This is a genomic window from Paenibacillus sp. J22P165 (assembly GCF_059692015.1).
In genome coordinates this window covers 1-20,176 of the sequence record NZ_JCAUAP010000002.1, presented here as the reverse complement: position 1 = coordinate 20,176, position 20,176 = coordinate 1, and the positions used below count along the sequence as shown (strand labels likewise).

Sequence of the window (20,176 nt, the reverse complement as noted above, 5' to 3'; positions counted from 1 at the left end):
TCATGAAAGCCAAGCTAAATTTATGAACGGAGAGGAGCCAAATGATCCGACGAAACCAACGTTTCCGTAATCAACTCGATGATCACCTCGTTCATTTGCACAAGAATTTGTTCATTAGTCATGCTGATCCGCAGTACCATGAGAAGGTTATTCGTTATTTGGATGCGAATTCACCAGAGTCGCATTTCAATCTCGGGCAGAAGTTTCGTGAGAGAGGGAATTGGAAGAGAGCAAGGTTTCATTATACGGAAGTGCTTAAAACGTATCCCTCGCCATTCTATTCGGCGGCGAATCGCGCGATTCATCTTTTAGATGAGCAGCAAGCGGCTCACCTTGCGAATCTAGAGATGACGGTGCCCGTGAAGCCCAAGCCCTTATTACCCCCTTTTATGAAAATGCTGTTGCTGGTCCTTCTGATTCTCAATGTAATCTTGGTAACGTTCTTTGCGGGTAATCAGACGATTTCTAGAACGATAAGCAAAATGAAGGTATGGGGAGTAGGCACGCAGGTGACCTATGAAACAGTGGACAAGCCGTTTATCCTGTATCTCTCGCCAGAAGCATCACATGCTGAAATCGAGAATAGGCTTCATGATCAAGCCTTGGTTTTAGCAAAAGAAATACCGAAATCTGCGATACTGATTTATGGCATAGTCACAGCAGATAACAGGGATCAAGGGAAAACCATGCTGCTGACCAATGAGGAGGATACGAAGCGTGCGAGTGTCCTTGCCACTTATCGGCCAGACGCAGATGCCATGGTTCACATCCGGTTTCTGAACCCTGAATTTGAAGAGCACCAACCGCTTAGCGCGTTTGGTGCTAATTTAGTTCGAACAGCTTTGGAATCGTATCGTAAGGATATCGGACAAACTCCCGCTCATATAGATGAACTCTTGCAGGCCTATCCCCATAATTATTTGAGCTTTATCCCCATCGAAGCGGTTTCTGGATCTAATGAAGTCAAAACTATCTACGATGGCGAAGGGGGATGGGTGTATGACCCTAAGTCAGCAGACATTGCGCATATGTTTTATGCGAATGCAGCAAGCGGTGCAGGCGTTCCCTACGATCCTGTCCATCTGGAAATAGATAAAGACGAGTATCATCTGAAGCTCGTAAGCGGCCCTTATCTACTCTGGGATAAAGAAATTGGGCTTGGTGCCAACGGAAGCACGCCAGAAGGCGAATTTCGGGTCGTAGACCGCGTGAAGCAGCCTCAAGGGAAGACAAGTCAAAGCTACGGTGAAGCGGGCTTAGGACTAGGCGCAATCGCTTTACATGGCACGTACGATGAAAGTTCGATCGGAGGAAATAAATCGTTAGGTTGTATTCGTTTGACGAATGAGGACATCCAGCAGGTATTTCCATTCGTCCCCAAAGGGGCCGAGGTGCGCATACAATCCAATGGGAATACGCCAAAACTGCTTGGTTTGGTGAAACAAACCTCGCTTCTTATTCCGTTACAGGTTCCTGCTCATACCGAATCTGCGGCGGGCGTTATTTTCCACTGGTTAGGATAAAAAGCAGTTGAAGCTTACCGAGAGAACACGCTCGGAAGACTCAACTGCTTTTTTAACATGCTGTAGGTGATTAACTACATTAAATTTTCTGGGTTTAGTTTTTCTAACTCTGGAATAACGAATCGACCGTCTTTACGAATAAGCACATCATCGAAATAAATTTCGCCGCCGCCGTACTCAGGACGTTGAATTAAGACCATGTCCCAGTGAACGGAAGAACGGTTCGTATTGTCTGCCGTTTCATAAGCTTGACCTGGCGTAAAGTGGATACTTCCGTCAATTTTCTCATCAAATAAGATATCTTTCATTGGATGTTGGATGTAAGGGTTCACACCAATCGCGAATTCGCCAATGTAGCGAGCGCCGTCATCTGTATCCAGGATCTCATTCAACTTCTTCGTATCATTACTTGTTGCATTGATGATGCGGCCATTCTCGAAAGTCAGCACAATGTTCTCAAAAGAAGTTCCGGAATAAATCGTTGGTGTGTTGTAACTAATAACACCGTTCACGGAATCTTTCACAGGGGCGGTGTAAACTTCGCCATCTGGAATATTACGACGCCCGGAGCAAGGTACAGCACCGATATCTTTTATCGAGAAGCTGAGATCCGTGTTCTTAGCGACCAAACGCACACGATCGGTTCGGTTCATCAGATCAACAAGTGATTCCATGGCCTTCGCCATTTTGCTGTAATCGAGGTTGCAAACGTTAAAGTAGAAATCTTCAAAGGCTTCTGTGCTTTTACCCGCTAGTTGAGCCATGGACGGATTCGGGTAGCGCATAACGACCCATTTGGTGTTATTTATCCGCTCATCGAAGATTGGACGTTGGAAGTACTTCAGGAACAGCTTCATTTGTTCATCAGGCACATCCGAGGATTCTGTAATGTTATCGCCGCTGCGAACAGCCACATAAGCATCCATTTGTTTCATGCGAGCAAGCTCAATATCCGACCATGCGCTGAATTGGGCTTGTGTTCCTTTCATTTGCAGGCTACGAGTAATCGCTGGATCACGTAATTCGATGAATGGATTACCTCCAGCAGCATAAACTTCCTCGATCAAACATTTCGCAAGCTCAGGATCTTTTACACCAATCATTTCAATCAATATGTTCTCACCGGGCTGCAGGCTCACGGAATACCGAATAATGTTTCGGGCAAAAATTTGAAGTCTCGGATCTCTCATACGGTAGGTCTCCCTTAATTAAAAATATGTACTTATAAATTATAACGCAACACGTTGGCGTAATCCAATCGGGTCATGGCTTCAAGGAGTTGGAAGGGGTATACTACGTATAGGAGCTTGGAAATTGAAAGAGTCATCAAGATGTAAGGACAACTAGAGGAGGTAGCTATGGCACGAGATCAAATCAAAGTACCCTTTGGGTACGAACCCCCAGCTGAATCCCAGAAGGGTACCGTCCTCGTATTTGAAACATTCGAAGACTGGACAGCGCACGAGATCAGCGCCTGTATCGCCTGGGCAGAAGAAAGAAAATTCGTACGTGCAATCTTTTATCCACAACATGAGGAAACCCTGCGTAGGATGGAGATTCGGACAGAAATGCCGTATTATGCCCGTGTGAAACATTTGGAGCAATTGTTAGAGGATGTAGATTCCACCCTGCAGATTGAATTGGATAAATGGGAAGGCAAACGCAAGAAGTACACGCCGCTGGATACGTCGTTAAGTTTTCTGACTGAGAAATCGCCTGGTCCCCACTTTATTTGTATGAGCGATCGCTATGCGAATCTTTTCGTTACCTACCCATCCTTCAAAGAGTGGATTAAAAAAGCAAGACTCGTCATATTTACGCAGTTCCGTGTGCCCCTTCATGGCAAGCTACATGACTATGCCGAGAGATGGGAAACGGTGGATTTTGGGAATGGTTCTTAAATTTTGGAAGTCTAATTATCAATTAACGACATTAATAATGGTGATTATTGTGGCGGGAATGAGCCAAGGGATGCTCCTGCCACTTCTCACGATTTTACTTGATCGAGCTGGTGTTTCAACAGATACGAATGGTTTAAATGCTGCGGCTTTATATATAGGTATCTTTGCGACGATGTTCTTCATCGAGAAGCCGGTACGACGGTTTGGTTATAAACCGGTCATTATGATCGGCATGAGCTTAATCATCATCGCGAATTGTTTGTTTCCTGTATGGCAGCAGGTTGGTTTTTGGTTCGTCCTGCGGCTGCTTGTAGGAATTGGCGATAGCGCCTTACATTTTGCCACACAGCTCTGGATTGTTGCCTCTAGTCCGAAAGAGAAGAGAGGACGCAATATCTCCTTGTATGGCATGGCATATGGGGTAGGCTTTAGTATAGGGCCTTTAGGTATCACTTTATTAAAAGCAGGTATTTGGATGCCTTTCCTAGTGACAAGCTGCTTCTTTCTTTTGATCTTAATCTTGCTAACTAGGCTAAAGAACGAAAAGCCTGAACGGTCAGAACGTGCAGAAGCCGCCCATAAACGAGCAACGACCGTCATTTCATTAGCATGGTTTCCACTTGTAACCTCTTTGCTCTTTGGCTATATGGAAGCCGCAATGAATAGCAACTTTCCTCTCTACGGTCTGCGAATCGGGATATCGGAGACTACGATTGGGCTCTTACTCCCTGTCACGGGAATTGGTGGACTCATTATGCAACTGCCTCTTGGGATATGGAGCGATCGTGTGGGGCGAAAGCCCATTCTAATGGGTACAGCCATCGTAGGGGCTTTGGCGTTCGCTTTCGTGCCCTTCGTGGGGACAAACCTTTGGGGACTTGGGATATGTTTAGGTGTAGCAGGCGGCATGGTGGGGTCGTTTTTCTCCCTTGGTCTTGCCTACGCGGCCGATATTTTGCCACGGCATTTACTGCCAACGGCCAATATCATTGCGTCGATTCAATACAGCGTAGGAAGCATCATCGGTCCTTTAGTTGGCGGAATGGCGTTGCACTATCTGAACGTTGCCAGTATTTTTTACTTTCTTGCGCTTGTCTACTTGCTGTTCGGTATCTCCGGTTTCATTTTCAGAGCACGGACAGAATGAGAAAAAGCCACTTTCCTTAGCTAGGAAGGTGGCTCTTTGTCATTTGAGAAGCTAGCCAATTTCGTAATTAGCGGCTTGATCGGTCATATAGCGTTCTGTCAAAATGGTTAGCAAAGAGATGCCAATTTGATTTTCTCCGCCTTCCGGTATGATGATGTCCGCATATTTCTTCGAAGGCTCTATAAACGCATCATGCATGGGTTTAACTGTCGTCAAATATTGGTCGAAAACGGATTGTAAAGAACGGCCGCGTTCGTTAATATCACGAGACAATCGACGAAGGATGCGAACGTCGGGATCTGTATCTACGAAGACCTTAATATTCAATGCGCTGCGCAGCTCTTCATCGGTTAGAACGTGAATGCCTTCGATCAACACAATCGGCTTAACTTCAATATGGATCGTTTCTTCCGAGCGAGCATGTTGTGAAAAATCGTAGACAGGAATGTCGACAGCCTGCCCATTTCTTAACTGTGTCAGATGCTGAAGAAGCAAATTATTTTCAAATGCACGAGGATGATCGTAATTAATGCGTTCCCGCTCTTCAAAAGTAATGCCGCTATGATGAAGATAATAATTATCTTGTGATATTAATGTCACATTCGCGGATCCGAGTTTTGTCATAATCGATTTCGCTACTGTTGTTTTACCTGAGCCGGTACCTCCGGCAATTCCAATCACGAGCATGTAAGTAGTGCCTCCCCAAATAACTTGAAAACCTTCCTACGTAGTTTAACATAATGTGCACATAAAAAGAAAAAGCGATCGAATATCGATCACTTTAGGAGGGATGAAGCGGTTATCGAACCTGCTTAGGTGTATGAAACTTCTCTTGATTGGCCCCGATATCTTGGGCGGCTTGGTTCAATTGTTCAAAGGTTTGCTTAATTTGCTGCCCGAACTGATCATTGGCAAACTCAGCTAATTGTTGTTGGGCTTGTCTAACCTGCTGATCGGCTTGTACAAGTGCGGCTTGTGCGGATTGGATCGCATTAGGATTGGCTTCCGTTATAGCGACCTGCAGCTTATGCTGGGCATCTTGTGCTTGCAGGATAGCATGATCAGCTGCGTCAATGGCATGCTGAACCGGTTGTTGATGTTGATTGGTTCCTGTCATGGGGGAGGACCTCCTTAAGGGTCAAAAAGATAAGGGAGAAGCTGTGAAAAGCGACTTTACTACATTGCACCAAAACTGGGGAAATAATTCGGATTCGGGAAATGAAATTATTTCCTGGGTAAGCGCAAAATGTGAGCGTTACCAAGAAGATTCGACATTAATTGTCAGACAATTTTGAATAAATGGACTATTCAAGAAATATAACGCTATCTTACACATGTTTCCAAAATAAAAGTGGACAAATTTACTGATTATTCTTAAGCTAGAGAAGATAGTTTTTTGGCATGTTTAGACAATAAAAACATCTTCACGGGGGATGACAAATGAATAGATTCAAGAGTTTTTATTTGTTAACAGCATTAACAATCGTTATTTCCGGTTGTAGTACAGCTAAAACGACTACGTCTACCACAACTACCTTTACACCTACGCTAGAGGTTGCTTACGTGGTTAAAGACGATACCGTGACCTTGGATCTTACAACCGATCTGAAGTTATCGAAGGAACATTATGATCAACAACGTGTGCAAGGTGAAGGTCATGTTCATATATCGTTAGATAAAGGCGAGAAGATTGTTGTTACAACGAATCAAAAGGTATTGGATCATTTACCCAAAGGGCCTCATGAAGTGAAGGTCTCCTTACATAATAACGACCATACGCCATACGACGTAAGTAAAACAATTACGTTTGATGTGAAGTAGGTGTGAGTGGATGTTTTCTCGCTCAAAGAAGCTTAGCTTACAGAAACGTATTGTTTTTCTCGTCACAGCTGTGACGGCTGGTATGATTTCGACGATGATGGTGTTTGACACGATCAGTTTAAATCAATCGATTCGAGAAGCCTATGTCAGTCAAATTAGCGGTATGACGATTGCGATTAATGGAAGGTATGAAGAGTCGCGATCCATTACGGATATTCAGCAAATCTTCGACTACATTCAGTATAAGAATAATCGGGTTCTGGATATGAAGCTTTATGACAAGCAAGGGAAAATTCTTGCCGCTTCGGAACGGAAGGAAATAGGAACGATTCTGAATGAGACGAAGATCGTGATTCCGAAGCAAGACCAAACGATTGTAGACCGTATTCCTATCGCAGAGAATGAAAAACCAATCGTTCGCTTAACGGCACCCTTGCAAGAGGATGGTGCTGTCGTTGGTGCAGTTGAAGTTATTTTCGATTCATCGGAAGAAGAGCAGCTGCTCAAACAAAGAACTAAGCTTATCCTGATCGTTGGACTTAGTATTGCTATTATTCTCTCCGTGTTATTGTGGCTCATTCTACGTGTCATTGTGATACGTCCACTAAGCCTCTTACGTGAGGCAGCATTAATTGTTAAACAGGGTGGAGAACTGCCTAAATTGCATTTCAAGGCATCCCCGGAAATAGCCGAGGTATCAGAAGCCTTTAATGATATGGTCGGTGATTTGGATGAACGGTATCAGGAGCTGCAGCAGGCATTGAATACGTTGCAGGTCACGCAAGATCAACTCGTTCATTCAGAAAAAATGGGGGCACTAGGCGGCTTAGTTGCCGGTGTATCGCATGAAATTAACACACCTATCGGAATTGGTGTAACCGCAATCAGTTACTTGGATCAGAAGACGAAACAGTTTCAATTGTTATATGAGTCTGGGAAGATGAAGAAATCTGATTTAGAGCAATATCTCGCCATAGCACATGAGACGAATGTCATGGTACAGTCCAATTTGGAGCGAGCTTCTTCGTTAGTGAAAAGCTTCAAACAAATTTCTGTGGATCAGAGCGTGGAAATGAAGCGAACCTTCCTTGTCAAAGAATATATGGAGGGAATAAGTGCAAGCTTGAAGCCTGCGCTTAAGAAAACACATATTTTCTTGAATGTCATCTGCGATGATCAACTTCAGTTGTACACATACCCTGGTGCACTCTCCCAAATCATTACGAATTTAGTTATGAATTCGATGAATCATGCTTATGATGCTGACGATGAAGGTAACATATGTATGCATGTTTTTGAATATTCCGAGCATATTCTGCTTGCCTATTCTGACGATGGTAAAGGGATGACGGAAGACGTGCTGTCTCATATTTTTGATCCGTTTTTCACAACGAGCCGCGGACAAGGCGGGACAGGCTTAGGCATGAATATCGTTTATAATCTCGTAAAAGAATCCTTAAATGGCACGATACATTGTTCAAGTGTACGGGGGCGAGGCAGCTTATTTACAATTACAATCCCTAAAGAGGAGGAAGCGGAGCTATGACCAAGGAACTGGAGTCTGTCGATCAGGATGAGCTTCTTTTTGCTGAAGAGGAAGACAGTGAAATAGCGAATCTAAGGACTGTTGAACAAGACCCGTGGATTGTTCTTATTGTGGATGATGAAAAACAGATACATCAAGTAACCAAAATGGTCTTGCATGATTTTGAATTTGCTGGCAGGAAGTTGGCGTTTCACAGCGCATTCTCTGCCTTGGAAGCCAAACAGCTACTAAGAGAGCAGCCGCAGACAGCACTTGTGTTACTTGATGTTGTCATGGAACACGAGGACGCTGGCTTGCAGATTGTGAAATTTATTCGTGAGGAATTAAATAATCAAGCTGTACGCATTATTTTGCGGACTGGACAACCAGGCCAAGCGCCGGAACGAACGGTCATTATGGATTATGACATTAATGATTATAAAGAAAAGACAGAGCTAACGTCGCAGAAGTTGTTTACCACGGTAGTTACGGCGCTTCGCTCATTCCGGGATATCAAAACGATTGAGAAAAGCAGAATCGGTTTAGAAGAAATCATTAAGTCATCGGCTACTTTATTTGAGTTACAATCCATGAAAAAATTTGCTTCAGGCGTCCTCACGCAAATGACTTCCATCGTGAATTTACATAAGAACGCCATTCATTGCAGCTTTGCTGTGACTAAAGGTGTTGAGGATATCTATATTCTTGCAGCCAGCGGGGATTACGCCACGAATCAAGATGCTAGAGCACGAGATGTGGTTCCTGTGGAGGTTCTTGAGGAAATTGAGATGGCCTTTCAAACGCGCAAAAGCAGCTTTGCTGCGGATCGTTTCGTCATCTATTTCCAAAGCAAAATGGGGATGGAAAACGTCATTTATATGAATGGCTTCAATGCTCTTAGTGAATGGGAGCAGTACCTCGTTGATATTTATTGTGCCAATGTATCAGTTGCCTTCGAGAATATTTATCTCAATAATGAGCTAGAGAGCACGCAACAAGAAATCATTTATACAATGGGGGAAATTACGGAAACGCGTTCGCAGGAAACGGGTCATCATGTGAAACGAGTAGCTGAATATTCCCGCCTACTAGCATTGAAATATGGCTTGTCGGAGCAAGAGGCTGAAATCATTCGATTAGCCACACCGATGCATGACGTGGGTAAAGTGGGAATACCGGATGCCATTCTTAATAAACCGGGCTCCTTATCGACGGAAGAATTTGAAATCATGAAAACTCATTCTCGTTTAGGCTATGAAATGCTCAAGCATTCGAATAAGAAGGTGCTGCATGCCGCGGCGATTATTGCCCATCAGCATCATGAACGATATGACGGTACTGGTTATCCACAGGGATTGAGTGGGGAAAACATCCACCTATATGGTCGCATTACAGCGCTAGCTGATGTTTTTGATGCCTTGTGCAGCGATCGTGTATATAAGAAAGCTTGGGAATTAGATCGTGTATTGGAATTATTGAAGTTAGAACGAGGAAAACATTTTGACCCAGCGATTGTCGACCTCTTTCTAAGCAACCTGGATGAATTTCTCGTCATCAAAGACATGTATAAAGAAAATCGTTAATAGCCTTAAACAATTCTTTTCTGATACTAAACCCTTGTTCTTTATGAACAGGGGTTTTTGGTCATAATAGGAACCTATTCGAAAATTACAGACAGAAAAGTTGACGTACACGTTAAATTTCGGCAAAAATACGGATGAACTGTGATTTCCCCTAATTTGTCTTAGAAAGTAGAAGGAAATCTTCGTCTTTGTCTCATTTTCGAAGAAAGAAGGCCGTTTCTTTTGATTTACAATTCCTGTATGCTAGAAAGGGGCTTTAGACAGACAGAAAGAAGGTGTCACCATGGAAGGGATTGGACTCGTACTGGAAGGCGGAGGTATGCGAGGCGTATACACCGCGGGAGTCTTGGAATACTTTATGGAGCAAAATTTATATTTCCCCTATGTGGTGGGCGTTTCAGCAGGGGCATGCAATGCCGTTTCCTATATTTCTAAACAACCTGGGCGGAATAAAAAAGTGACGATTGGCTATGTCGCGGATCACCGTTATCTAAGCTATCGTAACTTATTGCGCAGTAAAAGCATATTTGGTATGGATTTTATTTTTAATGAGCTGCCGAACCGGCTAGAACCATTTGATTATGACACGTTCTATGCCTCCTCGCAGCAATTTGCCATTGGTACAACAGATGCACATACAGGGGAGCCCATTTATTTCACAAAACATGAACTACAGCAGCAAACGATGCCTATCGTTCAAGCTTCTAGTTCGTTGCCATTTGTGGCTACTCCGATTCATTTTGAAGGCAGAACCTTATTTGATGGCGGATTGGTTGACCCGATCCCGGTTCAGAAGTCAGTGGCTGACGGTAATCGAAAACACGTTATTATATTAACGAAGGAGCTTGGCTACCGGAAGCGGCCGTTCAAACAGCGCTGGTTAGCGAAGAGCTTTTATCCGAAATATAACGGCTTAGTAAATGTGCTTGTGAATCGCAGCGAGATTTACAATAACACGCTCGAGACGCTTGAACGCATGCAAGCAGATGGAAGTGCGATCATTATCCGACCTTCAACCAAAGTGGAAGTGGGACGGATGGAGAAAGATCCGCGCAAGTTAGAGAAACTACATGATCTTGGCTATGAAGATGCGAAGAGGTTAGGATCGCAATTAAAAGAATGGTTACTTCAATAGCTTCGTACAGGCAAGTTAAACCATAATAAAAGAAACCACTTTCTAAACATAGAAAGTGGTTTTGTGTTTTAATTGTGTATGGTTTTGTGCCGAAACAGATAAAGAATAAAGAGTAAAGGGATGTAAGCGTAAATAAAGTAAAAACCAATTTCAGCAACATGCATGCCTAACCAGTTGATCTTCACGCGATCATTAATCGGCAGAGAGGCTATAAAGAGTATGATCAGAATCAGAAAGAGTGAATAAGTCGGTTTAAGATGGGTGACTCTTTTCATTATTCGGGTACAACTCCAAATCGACAAACAAAGTGTAGGGATGATAATTAAAAGCCAAACACTTATGAAGATGAATTCGACTCTGGCTATAAGAGAAAATTCAATCACTTTTATCATCACTAAAGTAGGCCAGTAGGTGTGTTTTAATAGCCCCTGACTATAATACATGAGCGTTACAATCGATAATATCGTGTATTTGCAAGTAGTCGCGAATATAGCCAATTGTGCCCACTTCCGATTCTTTTCGGGTGATTTTATAAATGGAAAGTAGATCAACAGCGTTTCAAATCCCATAAACATGATGCCCGCGTATCTAAATGAAGAAAGAAATTCGGATATGGAGTGATTAAAGATTGGCATGAGATTATCGAGATGTCCATATTTGAAATTGAAATACATGAACAGAGGTAATACCGTAGATATAATAACTCCGAAAAAACTGTAGCCAACTAACACACGAAATCCACCAGAAACGACATAGAAGATGATACTGATGAGTAAGAAGGCTAATATCCAAGTTTGAAGTGTAGGGAACATCCAAACTTGAATGATCTCGATGTAACTGCGAAATAAGGTTAGGGCCGTGATGAAATAGTAACCAACCATGATGAAAGAAAAGGTATTTCCTACGTATTTACCAAGTAAGATCCGATGTAGGTCAATCACATCCTTGGCTGGATTCCCAAGCATTTTAAATATCATCCAGATGATGACGTGTAGGCTTACTCCCATAAGCAGAACCGAAATCCAAGCATCGTTCTCAGCAAATTCAAAAATGATATTTTGAAAACTTAAAGCACCAATCCCCACTAAGGAGCTATAGATAAGAAAAAAAACAAAGAATCCGGAAATCATGTAATTTTCCTTCACCAGTTTTTCCACTAATGCCCAACTCCCAAAAGTAATATGTTAATTTCTGTATGTACATCAAATTTCAATTTGGTATATTGGCGATTATTGAAATCTGACTCAGACCAATGGCGTTGGCGAATTTCAGTAAGATGTCCAAATCCAATCGGATCTACCGCATTTTTTTGGAAATTTTCCAACATAAGTTTAATATCGGTTGTTAATTGATGTTCGTATTGATTCTTCAAACGCATCATATCCTCTTTATTTGTGGAGACATTGGAAGTAACTGGGTAATCCCGAAGCTCGATATTTAGTTTAAGTGAAATCATGACGGTATCATCTGTCACATGCATGTTTCGTTTTGAATTCACAATTTTAAATGAAATTCGTTTGTTGTCATCATCAGTAAAGTTGTATGTGCTGGTCATAGCATTGGTTTTATCGTCTTTTAGCAGTTTAATCAACAATCCTTCTTTAGCTGGAAGCATAAGCTTTAACTTATCGTTTTGAAATACACCGATACCATCCATTTGTAGAATACCTTTGGGGTTTCGAAACAATATTGGCAAAAAGACATCTTGTCCTTCTCCAAAGTATTGATCGAGAAACAAGTGGCCATTTGTGTTAGGGGTATTCCCACTCTCCATATTTTGTTTAATCAGATCAGATAAATAACTTGGTGGATATTTTAAAGTTTCGTTTAAGATATCACTTGCAAGTTCGTTAGTTAAAACAATTCTTGAGTTATTACTCATAAGAGGATCTCGAATGATGGTGGCAGCCAAATTGGAAATACCTCTTCGTGCCATTTTTTCACTTAGAATAAGTGTTTGTAATTGACCGATTGCGATAGGATGATCCGATTGTGCTGTAAAAAGGGTAAGTACTTCATTAAACGTTTTTGCTTCTCCATTTATCAGAGATAATCCAACTTGTTTGTTATACGCATAATAAGTACCGCTAGCTTTAAATGTATCCCCTTGCAAGTCAAAGCCAATACTTTGCATGAGTTTAATTCGATCTACAATTTGTTCTTTCGCGCATCCGGATAACAGGAAGCAAAAAATGAGGAAAAGATATCTGTACATGGACTCAATTTCCCTTACTATAATTTATTCGTTATTATAATCGTCACTAACATCGTTCTTTTTGTTTACCTTATACCTTTGAAGCGAGAGTGGGCGTAAGTACCTTGGTCGATTATAGGTAAGGTTAAGGGAGGAGCGAATAAAACTATCTCTGAATTCACGAAAACGAAATGGGAACATAGGAGAAATGTAAGGCGTACCTAAAGACTTTAATCGCAACAAATGACCTAATAGAATAACTAACCCAATGACAACACCTAGACCACCCCAAGCTGCAGCTAAGCACATAAATGGAAACCGCAAGAAGCGAATGGTGTTAGCCATTTTAAAGATAGGTGTAGCAAAAGAGGAAAGTGCAGAAAGAGAAACAATGATAATTAAAATATTGCTTGTCAGCGCGGCTTGAACAGCTGCTTCGCCGAGTACGATACCACCTACTATCCCCAGGGTTTGTCCTACTTTAGTAGGCAACCTAGCGCCAGCTTCACGTAACAACTCGACAGTTAATTCCAACAGCAATACTTCAAAGATAGGTGCAAAAGGGACGTTCGCTCTTGATTCAATAATCGGTGCTAGAAGTGATTGCGGGATAACGGAATAATGAAAGGTTAGCACCGCAACATAGATGGGAGAAGCAAGTATGGAAAAGGCAATGCCGAAATAGCGTATACACCGAAAAAATGAGCCTAACACCCAAGGTAAGTAATAATCTTCTGGTGAAATGAAAAAATCAAACACGGTGGTTGGTCCTGAAATGACGTAAGGAGAACCATTGCTTAATAGCGCCACTTGGCCATTTAAAAGGTTAAATTTCGTTCTGTCTACACGCTCAGAAGACATGAATAACGGGAAAGGTGAGTTGGCGTTATCTGCGATGACTTGGTCAAGGATGGAACTATCAAAGATAACGTCGAAATTTAGATCTAAGAGTCTTTGTCTAATCGTATTAACATGCTGCGGATTGCAAATACCATCCAGATATACAATCATGACTCTTGTCTGTGAAAGAGTTCCAATTATATGTTCTTCGAATCGTAGCTTGTCCGAAATAATTTCTTTGCGGAGCAAATTAAGATTCGTATCGATATCTTCTACAAAGCCAACTTTTGGCCCAATTACGCTATACTCATTGTCTGCTTCATTATTGCTTCTGTACCCCAGTTGGAGATCCGCAACGTTGACTAAAAGCCCTTCATTTAAATTAGATTCCAACTGAACATAGATATAGCCTTTCATCAAACTTCGTGAAATTTCTTCTACATTGGACGACATGCTGATCTTTTCAAGTGGAATCATCTGTTGCAAGACAAGAAGGTTCGTGATCTCCATTTTTGAGGTTTGTAGACGATGTAGTATTTCATGTTGGAGCAGTTTCGGGTCTACAATGGCATTGCAATATGTAAAATGAATTCGTTTATCTTGAATGATATGGACAGATTGTACCAAATCATGGGATTTAATCGTATCTTTCAAAGATGTGTATAAGTTTTGTTGAATTTGGAGTCACTCCTTACCCTATAATTCTTCACCCTTATTATGCAACGGCAGATGGAAAGTATACCCAGACCAAGAAAGAGCTGAAGTTATTGATTGGTATAGATTACTTGCATAATTAGTTCAGTAGGGGTATATTAATGTAAATTGAATAGCAACCTTCCGGGAGCTTGAGTAGTCAGGCTGAGAGTGCGGGATATACCGCTGACCGTTCGATCTGATCTAGATAATGCTAGTGCAGAGAATGATTGTACACCACTATAAGTGTGCTAATGTCAACGTATACGCCGCGAGAGACTTTTGGTCTTTAGCGGCTTTTTTATATCTATGGACTGCTAGGGTAGTGCCAGCGTAGAGATTTCAATATAAATGCACATCCAACGCTTCTATCGTTGGGACTAACATTTTCTACACATGGCGCTCCCGGATGTCGGGGGCTTTTCCTTATGCAACAAGAGATACTGAGAGGGGAAAGAAGAACATGAAATGGAACAAAATAGCACCACTAGTACTCGTGAGTTTCACCGTCTTCATGGCAGGCTGTGGCAATGACACTGGCCAATCAGCTCAACCAACAGCTGGAGGCAAAAAGCTAACCGATGTGAAAGTTGTCCTGGATTGGACACCGAACACCAACCATACAGGCTTGTATGTTGCGAAGGATCAAGGTTTTTTTGAGCAAGAGGGCTTGAATGTTCAGATTATTGCACCTGGCGAAGGCGGAGCGGATACGATGATCGCATCTGGGGCGGCAGAGTTTGGTGTGAGTTATCAAGAAAGTATTACACAAGGGCGTATTCAAAGTGTGCCGTTAGTCTCGATTGCTGCAGTTATTCAACATAATACATCTGGCTTTGCTTCACCTGTTGCGAAGAATATCAAAACTCCAAAAGATTTTGAAAACAAATCTTACGGCGGATGGGGAGCTCCAGCGGAAAGTGCGATGATTGATTCATTAATGCAAGCGGAAAAAGCAGATCCGTCAAAAGTAAAAATGCTCAATATTGGTGATGCGGATTATTTTACAGCGGTCAAACGTGATATCGATTTTGCTTGGATTTATTACGCTTGGACGGGTGTAGATGCAGAACTACGCGGTGAGCCGCTCAACATGATTTATTTAAACAAATATTCGGATAAACTGGATTATTATACACCGGTTTTGGCGACAAATGAGAAGATGATCTCATCGAAGCCGGACATCGTGAAAGCTTTCGTGGCTGCAGCGTCCAAAGGTTATCAATTCGCGATATCGAAACCGGAAGATGCGGCTAATATTTTGATAAAAGCTGTTCCTGATTTAGATGCGAAGCTCGTTGTTGCCAGTCAAAAATGGTTAAGCCCACGCTATCAGGACGATGCTGCTCGTTGGGGTGAACAAAAAAAATCCGTTTGGGAAAATTACGCAACATGGATGCTCGACCACAAGCTTTTAGAGAAAAAGCTAGATGTGGATGCGGCATTTACGAATTCATTTTTACCTGAGAGTAAGAAATAATCTGAAGTCCGAAAAGAGGAGAATTCCCATGGCTAATGCACTTGTTAGTATTCAAATCATTCCCAAAACCGTGAATGGCGAAAACGTCATTCCTTACGTTGACCGTGCGATCGAAGTCATCGCTAAGTCAGGTGTTAAATATTTTGTATCTCCATTGGAAACGACGATGGAAGGTGAATTAGATCAACTTATGCTGATTATTCAAGATATGAACACGGCCATGATTGATATGGGCAGTCCGAATGTAATATCTCAAGTGAAAATTTACTTCAATCCGTCCGGAGCCTCGATGGACAAACTTACGGAGAAATACAGATAATGAACATCCATCGCTGGATCAAAGCAGGATGGCCGCCACTTGTGGTAGTCATCCTTCTGTTGTTTATTTGGCAGCTTGCCGTCACATGGGCAGGCACGGCAGACTGGTTGCTTCCGAGTCCGCTCAAGATATGGCGAGACGGTACCACAGATATGCCTCGCGTGTGGATGCATATGTGGGCTACCGTGCGTTTGATGTGCATCGGCTTTAGTGTAGGAGCCCTTGGTGGTGTGTTGGTTGCCAGCGTCTTACATAGGCTGCCATTCGTTAAAGCGGGTTTTTATCCGCTGCTCATTTTAACTCAAAACATCCCAGTCATTGCATTGGGACCGTTATTAATTATTTTATTTGGTTTTGGCCTTTTACCTAAACTTATTTTAATTTCACTTGTTTGTTTCTTTCCTGTAACCATGTCTACGTTAGATGGCTTTATGCAAACAGATCGCAGCATGCACAATTACATGCAAATGATCGGTGCTTCGAAACGCCAAATTTTCTATAAATTAGAGCTACCTCATGCACTGCCATTTCTATTCACTGGGCTCAAAATATCTGCCACTTACAGTGTCATGGGGGCTGTTATCGCGGAATGGTTAGGCGGAAATGTAGGACTGGGCTATTATATGATCTTGCAAAAATCAGCTTTTCGTGCAGATCGCGAATTTGTTGCCATCGGGATTATCGTAATCCTGAGTTTACTCTTCTTCTGGCTGATTGCAGGGCTTGAAAAGCTCGTTATTCGTTGGAATGTCAAACGATCTTCATAGGAAAGGGGGGACAGCAACAATGAGTAAATTGAAGCTTACTGGGATTCACCATGCGTTCAGAAGCAAAAAAAGCAACGTTTCCGTACTCGCAGATATTGATCTGCATGTCGATCAAGGCGAGTTTGTTTCCATTATAGGACCCTCTGGCAGCGGTAAGAGTACCTTATTCCATATCATTGGCGGACTCGTTCAGCCGACATCTGGGGATGTGTGGTTGGATGGTGAGAACGTGACAGGCAAAAAAGGTTTGATTTCCTACATGCCGCAGCAACCATCGCTATTTCCTTGGCGCTCCATTGAGGAAAATGTGGCGCTTGGGAATGAAGTAGCAGGAGCGTCACGAAGCTCAGCGATCGTCAAAGCAAGAGAATGGCTGCCCAAAGTTGGCTTAGGCGGTTATGAACGTGAGCTCCCTCATGTGCTCTCAGGCGGAATGCAGCAGCGAGTTTCCTTTTTGCGGGCGTTGTTAAGTCCTCGAGAACTCATGTGCCTAGATGAGCCTTTTGGCTCGTTAGATGCCTTAACACGGCTCGATATGCAGGCATGGTTGATCAATATATGGGAGCAAAATAAACGCTCCATTTTATTTGTCACCCATAGTATCGAGGAAGCGCTCTTTCTATCTGATCGGATCTATGTGTTTTCGAATAAACCGGCTGTGATTTTGGAAGAGGTAAAGGTTCCATTTGCACGACCAAGACGGGAAGACGTGCAACAGGATCCTGCATTCTTAGCCTTAAGACAACATATTCAAGGACTCTTGCGACGGGAGAAAACAAGTTATGCGGGTCATTGATGCACATATTCATCTAGATATGTATTCGGAAGCATCGGCCAAGGCGATCATTGCGGATCTGGATGCTTCACAGGTTCAAGCTTTGATAGCAGTATCCAGACATTTGGCATCCTGCCAAGCTACGAAGCAATTACAGATACTTGCGCCAGATCGCGTGTTTGCGGCTTATGGATTTCATCCCGAGCAGGAACTACCCACGGAAACCCAGTTGGAGACATTACTCGACTGGATGCGTGAGCACAGAAATGACATGATCGCGGTTGGCGAAGTGGGGCTGCCTTATTACACGCGTCAAGAAGTCGAAATGGCGGGTCTCACGTTTGACTTAGCACCTTACATCCTGCTGCTAGATCGTTTCTTGCGTCTTGCTGCCGAGTGGAACAAGCCAGTCGTGCTCCATGCTGTGTATGAAGATGCCGAGATTGTATGTGACTTACTTGCAAAATATGAGCTCAAGAGAGCACATTTTCACTGGTTCAAAGGATCAGAAGTAACGATAGCTCGTATGATTGATGCTGGTTATTTCATTTCGATTACGCCAGATGTGCATTATGAGGAAGAAATTCGCTCACTTGTTCGGCAGTATCCATTGGAGCTCATGATGGTTGAAACAGACGGGCCTTGGCCGTTTGAGGGGCCATTTGCAGGTGAAGAAACGCATCCGCGCATGATTCATGCCGTAATTGAGCAGATTGCAGAGTTAAAAGGGAAATCGGTGTCAGAAACGGCGGCAATTTTAAGCGAGAACACGCATCGTTTTTATCAGTTGTCATGAGGTCTTCACTAAATCCAACTGGACAAGTGTTCGCCTTCGCTTTATAATAAAATAGAACACATGTTCGATATTCGGATGAGGTGAGAGAATAACATGACAAACCGATGCGGTTGGGTCAACGAAGACCCTTTATATCAAGATTACCATGACCATGAATGGGGAGTTCCCGTCCATGATGATCGCGTCTTGTTTGAGATGTTAAATTTGGAAGGCGCACAAGCTGGCTTAAGCTGGTATACGATTTTGAAGAAGCGGGACAACTACCGACAAGCGTTCGATGGCTTTGATCCACATGTCATTGTCAACTACGATGATGCGAAGTTGCAGGATTTACTCCAAAATCCTGGTATTGTGCGCAATCGCTTGAAAGTTGCTTCCGTTGTTCAGAACGCAAAAGCGTTTCTCAAAGTACAACAAGAGTTCGGTACGTTTGACTCGTACATCTGGAGCTTCGTAGGTGGAGAACCGATTCAGAATAAATGGGAAGACAGTCGTCAATTACCCGCCAAAACGGACATCTCTGATCGTATGAGTAAGGATTTAAAGAAGCGCGGATTTAAGTTCGTGGGTTCAACGATCTGTTATGCCTATATGCAGGCTGTGGGTATGGTAAATGATCACACGCAAACTTGTTTCTGTTATCGTAGCGAGTAGCTTGTTGGTGAGACGAAAAGCGAGTGAGTAATGCGAGTAATATACTCAAACAGAAATAGAATGTAGGTAAACATAAGGCCATCTGAAGGACGAATCGTCCGAATCAGATGGCCTTATTGTGCTTCAATTGGCATGTTGGAGTTGTTTCTCTATTAAGTTGGCTTTGATCATATAAATCCGCTTGCGGATGTAGAAATCATAGACAGCGCCAGTAAGTTCTTTCGGTTTAATGCGGTTGTTCGTGTCGTTATCTATGATTGTCACCGACCCATCGTCATAAAACTTGAACGTGTAGTCGGCATAATAAGAGTGAGCATCGTCAAGTAAGGCATCGATCTGTTCGGGAAGCAGATGGTCAGTGTCACACAATGCCTTGTGGTACCAATAATCTCTCTCGATAAAACGGAAATTGTGACTGGGGTTCATCATGTTAACAACCTCCTCATCTAATTGGAACATTTGTTCTTGTTTTCATTATAGCAAACAAGTGTTCGTAATGGAAGAGGAAACTTTGAAAAAAGGTAATACTTTCATAGATTCGTAGGTTGGTTGGGAAAAAGGGGCAGACAGGGGGGCAGAATGAGGGAGAGAGGATCAGACAGGGGAGAGCGGGGGAGAACGGAACGTACGGGGGCAGATGAGAATAGGCAGGGGAGACAGGAACAGACCAGACCAGACCAGACCAGACCAGACCGGAACAGATATGAACAAAGCGGGGCAGAAAGGGAAGGATCGGAACTGAGAGGGCAGAGGGATCGGAACAGAAAAGGAAAGACGGAACAGACCGGAACAGACCCGATCAGGACCAACACTCCCATCCGTCGCCAACCTGTTGGACAAATTCTGAAAAACCTGCAAAAGTACATCTTTCAAAGCGCTATCCATGCCTCCAGAGAGGAATTGATGCGAAAGCTCCTAGGCCCCCTAACTAAACTGGAGTCTTCCTACCCATTTTATTAAAATAGGGATAAGGGAGATGATTCGGCATGGGAAAAAGGTTAAAAGAAGAAGAACGTCTTAAAA

20 protein-coding genes are annotated in these 20,176 nt (G+C 42.9%); 13 read left to right on the top strand and 7 right to left on the bottom strand.

Annotated elements, in window-relative coordinates; genetic code table 11:
* The first annotated feature begins 41 nt into the window (after positions 1-41).
* Entirely contained in the window at positions 42-1,523 is a 1,482-nt protein-coding gene (locus tag AC58QM_RS04140) for a L,D-transpeptidase family protein (RefSeq protein ID WP_497281648.1), read from the top strand.
* Positions 1,524-1,597: 74 nt separating this feature from the next.
* Here the strand turns inward: AC58QM_RS04140 and AC58QM_RS04135 are convergent, their stop codons facing one another.
* A complete protein-coding gene (locus AC58QM_RS04135) occupies positions 1,598-2,713 on the bottom strand; it encodes an aminopeptidase (protein ID WP_497281646.1) in 1,116 nt (371 codons plus the stop codon).
* A gap of 168 nt (positions 2,714-2,881) precedes the next feature.
* Here AC58QM_RS04135 and AC58QM_RS04130 point away from each other — a divergent pair, with 168 nt between their 5' ends.
* Entirely contained in the window at positions 2,882-3,424 is a 543-nt protein-coding gene (locus tag AC58QM_RS04130; protein WP_497281644.1) for a hypothetical protein, read from the top strand.
* Positions 3,414-4,571 carry an MFS transporter gene (locus AC58QM_RS04125; protein WP_497281642.1) on the top strand — a complete coding sequence of 386 codons (1,158 nt, stop codon included), beginning with the start codon at positions 3,414-3,416 and terminating at the stop codon, positions 4,569-4,571. Before AC58QM_RS04130 ends, AC58QM_RS04125 begins: the two co-directional genes overlap by 11 nt.
* Before the next feature lie 51 nt (positions 4,572-4,622).
* Here the strand turns inward: AC58QM_RS04125 and udk are convergent, their stop codons facing one another.
* Positions 4,623-5,258, bottom strand: coding sequence for a uridine kinase (udk, locus tag AC58QM_RS04120; RefSeq protein ID WP_497281640.1), 636 nt, complete (start codon positions 5,256-5,258; stop codon positions 4,623-4,625).
* Between the two features lie 112 nt (positions 5,259-5,370).
* Positions 5,371-5,688 carry a hypothetical protein gene (locus AC58QM_RS04115; RefSeq protein WP_310224049.1) on the bottom strand — a complete coding sequence of 106 codons (318 nt, stop codon included), beginning with the start codon at positions 5,686-5,688 and terminating at the stop codon, positions 5,371-5,373.
* Positions 5,689-6,011: 323 nt separating this feature from the next.
* Here AC58QM_RS04115 and AC58QM_RS04110 point away from each other — a divergent pair, with 323 nt between their 5' ends.
* The 4 genes from AC58QM_RS04110 to AC58QM_RS04095 all read left to right on the top strand — a co-directional run bounded on the left by AC58QM_RS04110 (position 6,012) and on the right by AC58QM_RS04095 (position 10,635).
* Positions 6,012-6,392, top strand: coding sequence for a hypothetical protein (locus AC58QM_RS04110; RefSeq protein WP_497281638.1), 381 nt, complete (start codon positions 6,012-6,014; stop codon positions 6,390-6,392).
* A 10-nt stretch (positions 6,393-6,402) separates the two neighbouring features.
* Entirely contained in the window at positions 6,403-7,938 is a 1,536-nt protein-coding gene (locus AC58QM_RS04105) for a sensor histidine kinase (RefSeq protein WP_497281636.1), read from the top strand.
* A complete protein-coding gene (locus AC58QM_RS04100; RefSeq protein WP_497281635.1) occupies positions 7,935-9,500 on the top strand; it encodes a DUF3369 domain-containing protein in 1,566 nt (521 codons plus the stop codon). The genes AC58QM_RS04105 and AC58QM_RS04100 overlap by 4 nt, the downstream gene beginning before the upstream one ends.
* A gap of 283 nt (positions 9,501-9,783) precedes the next feature.
* Complete coding sequence (locus AC58QM_RS04095) at positions 9,784-10,635, top strand: patatin-like phospholipase family protein (RefSeq protein WP_497281633.1); 852 nt, start codon at positions 9,784-9,786, stop codon at positions 10,633-10,635.
* A 68-nt stretch (positions 10,636-10,703) separates the two neighbouring features.
* Here AC58QM_RS04095 and AC58QM_RS04090 read toward each other — a convergent pair whose 3' ends face one another.
* The 3 genes from AC58QM_RS04090 to AC58QM_RS04080 are packed head-to-tail and all read right to left on the bottom strand — an operon-like array spanning position 10,704 to position 14,347.
* The gene (locus AC58QM_RS04090; protein WP_497281631.1) at positions 10,704-11,792 is read right to left on the bottom strand and encodes a GerAB/ArcD/ProY family transporter; all 1,089 of its coding nucleotides are present in this window, start codon (positions 11,790-11,792) and stop codon (positions 10,704-10,706) included.
* Entirely contained in the window at positions 11,792-12,850 is a 1,059-nt protein-coding gene (locus tag AC58QM_RS04085; protein ID WP_497281629.1) for a Ger(x)C family spore germination protein, read from the bottom strand. Before AC58QM_RS04085 ends, AC58QM_RS04090 begins: the two co-directional genes overlap by 1 nt.
* Before the next feature lie 24 nt (positions 12,851-12,874).
* Positions 12,875-14,347, bottom strand: a complete 1,473-nt coding sequence (locus AC58QM_RS04080; protein ID WP_497282745.1) for a spore germination protein — start codon at positions 14,345-14,347, stop codon at positions 12,875-12,877.
* Between the two features lie 478 nt (positions 14,348-14,825).
* Here AC58QM_RS04080 and AC58QM_RS04075 point away from each other — a divergent pair, with 478 nt between their 5' ends.
* From AC58QM_RS04075 to AC58QM_RS04050, 6 genes are all read left to right on the top strand, one after another.
* A complete protein-coding gene (locus AC58QM_RS04075) occupies positions 14,826-15,842 on the top strand; it encodes an ABC transporter substrate-binding protein (RefSeq protein WP_497281627.1) in 1,017 nt (338 codons plus the stop codon).
* A gap of 28 nt (positions 15,843-15,870) precedes the next feature.
* Positions 15,871-16,161, top strand: coding sequence for a thiamine-binding protein (locus AC58QM_RS04070; RefSeq protein WP_497281625.1), 291 nt, complete (start codon positions 15,871-15,873; stop codon positions 16,159-16,161).
* Positions 16,161-16,928, top strand: a complete 768-nt coding sequence (locus tag AC58QM_RS04065) for an ABC transporter permease (protein ID WP_497281623.1) — start codon at positions 16,161-16,163, stop codon at positions 16,926-16,928. Before AC58QM_RS04070 ends, AC58QM_RS04065 begins: the two co-directional genes overlap by 1 nt.
* Positions 16,929-16,947: 19 nt before the next feature.
* Positions 16,948-17,724 (top strand): ABC transporter ATP-binding protein, encoded by a 777-nt coding sequence (locus AC58QM_RS04060; protein WP_497281621.1) that lies wholly within the window; start codon positions 16,948-16,950, stop codon positions 17,722-17,724.
* Positions 17,711-18,499, top strand: coding sequence for a TatD family hydrolase (locus AC58QM_RS04055; protein WP_497281619.1), 789 nt, complete (start codon positions 17,711-17,713; stop codon positions 18,497-18,499). The genes AC58QM_RS04060 and AC58QM_RS04055 overlap by 14 nt, the downstream gene beginning before the upstream one ends.
* Positions 18,500-18,592: 93 nt before the next feature.
* Positions 18,593-19,153, top strand: a complete 561-nt coding sequence (locus AC58QM_RS04050) for a DNA-3-methyladenine glycosylase I (protein ID WP_497281617.1) — start codon at positions 18,593-18,595, stop codon at positions 19,151-19,153.
* A 123-nt stretch (positions 19,154-19,276) separates the two neighbouring features.
* Here AC58QM_RS04050 and AC58QM_RS04045 read toward each other — a convergent pair whose 3' ends face one another.
* A complete protein-coding gene (locus tag AC58QM_RS04045) occupies positions 19,277-19,582 on the bottom strand; it encodes a hypothetical protein (protein WP_497281616.1) in 306 nt (101 codons plus the stop codon).
* Positions 19,583-20,176: the final 594 nt, after the last annotated feature.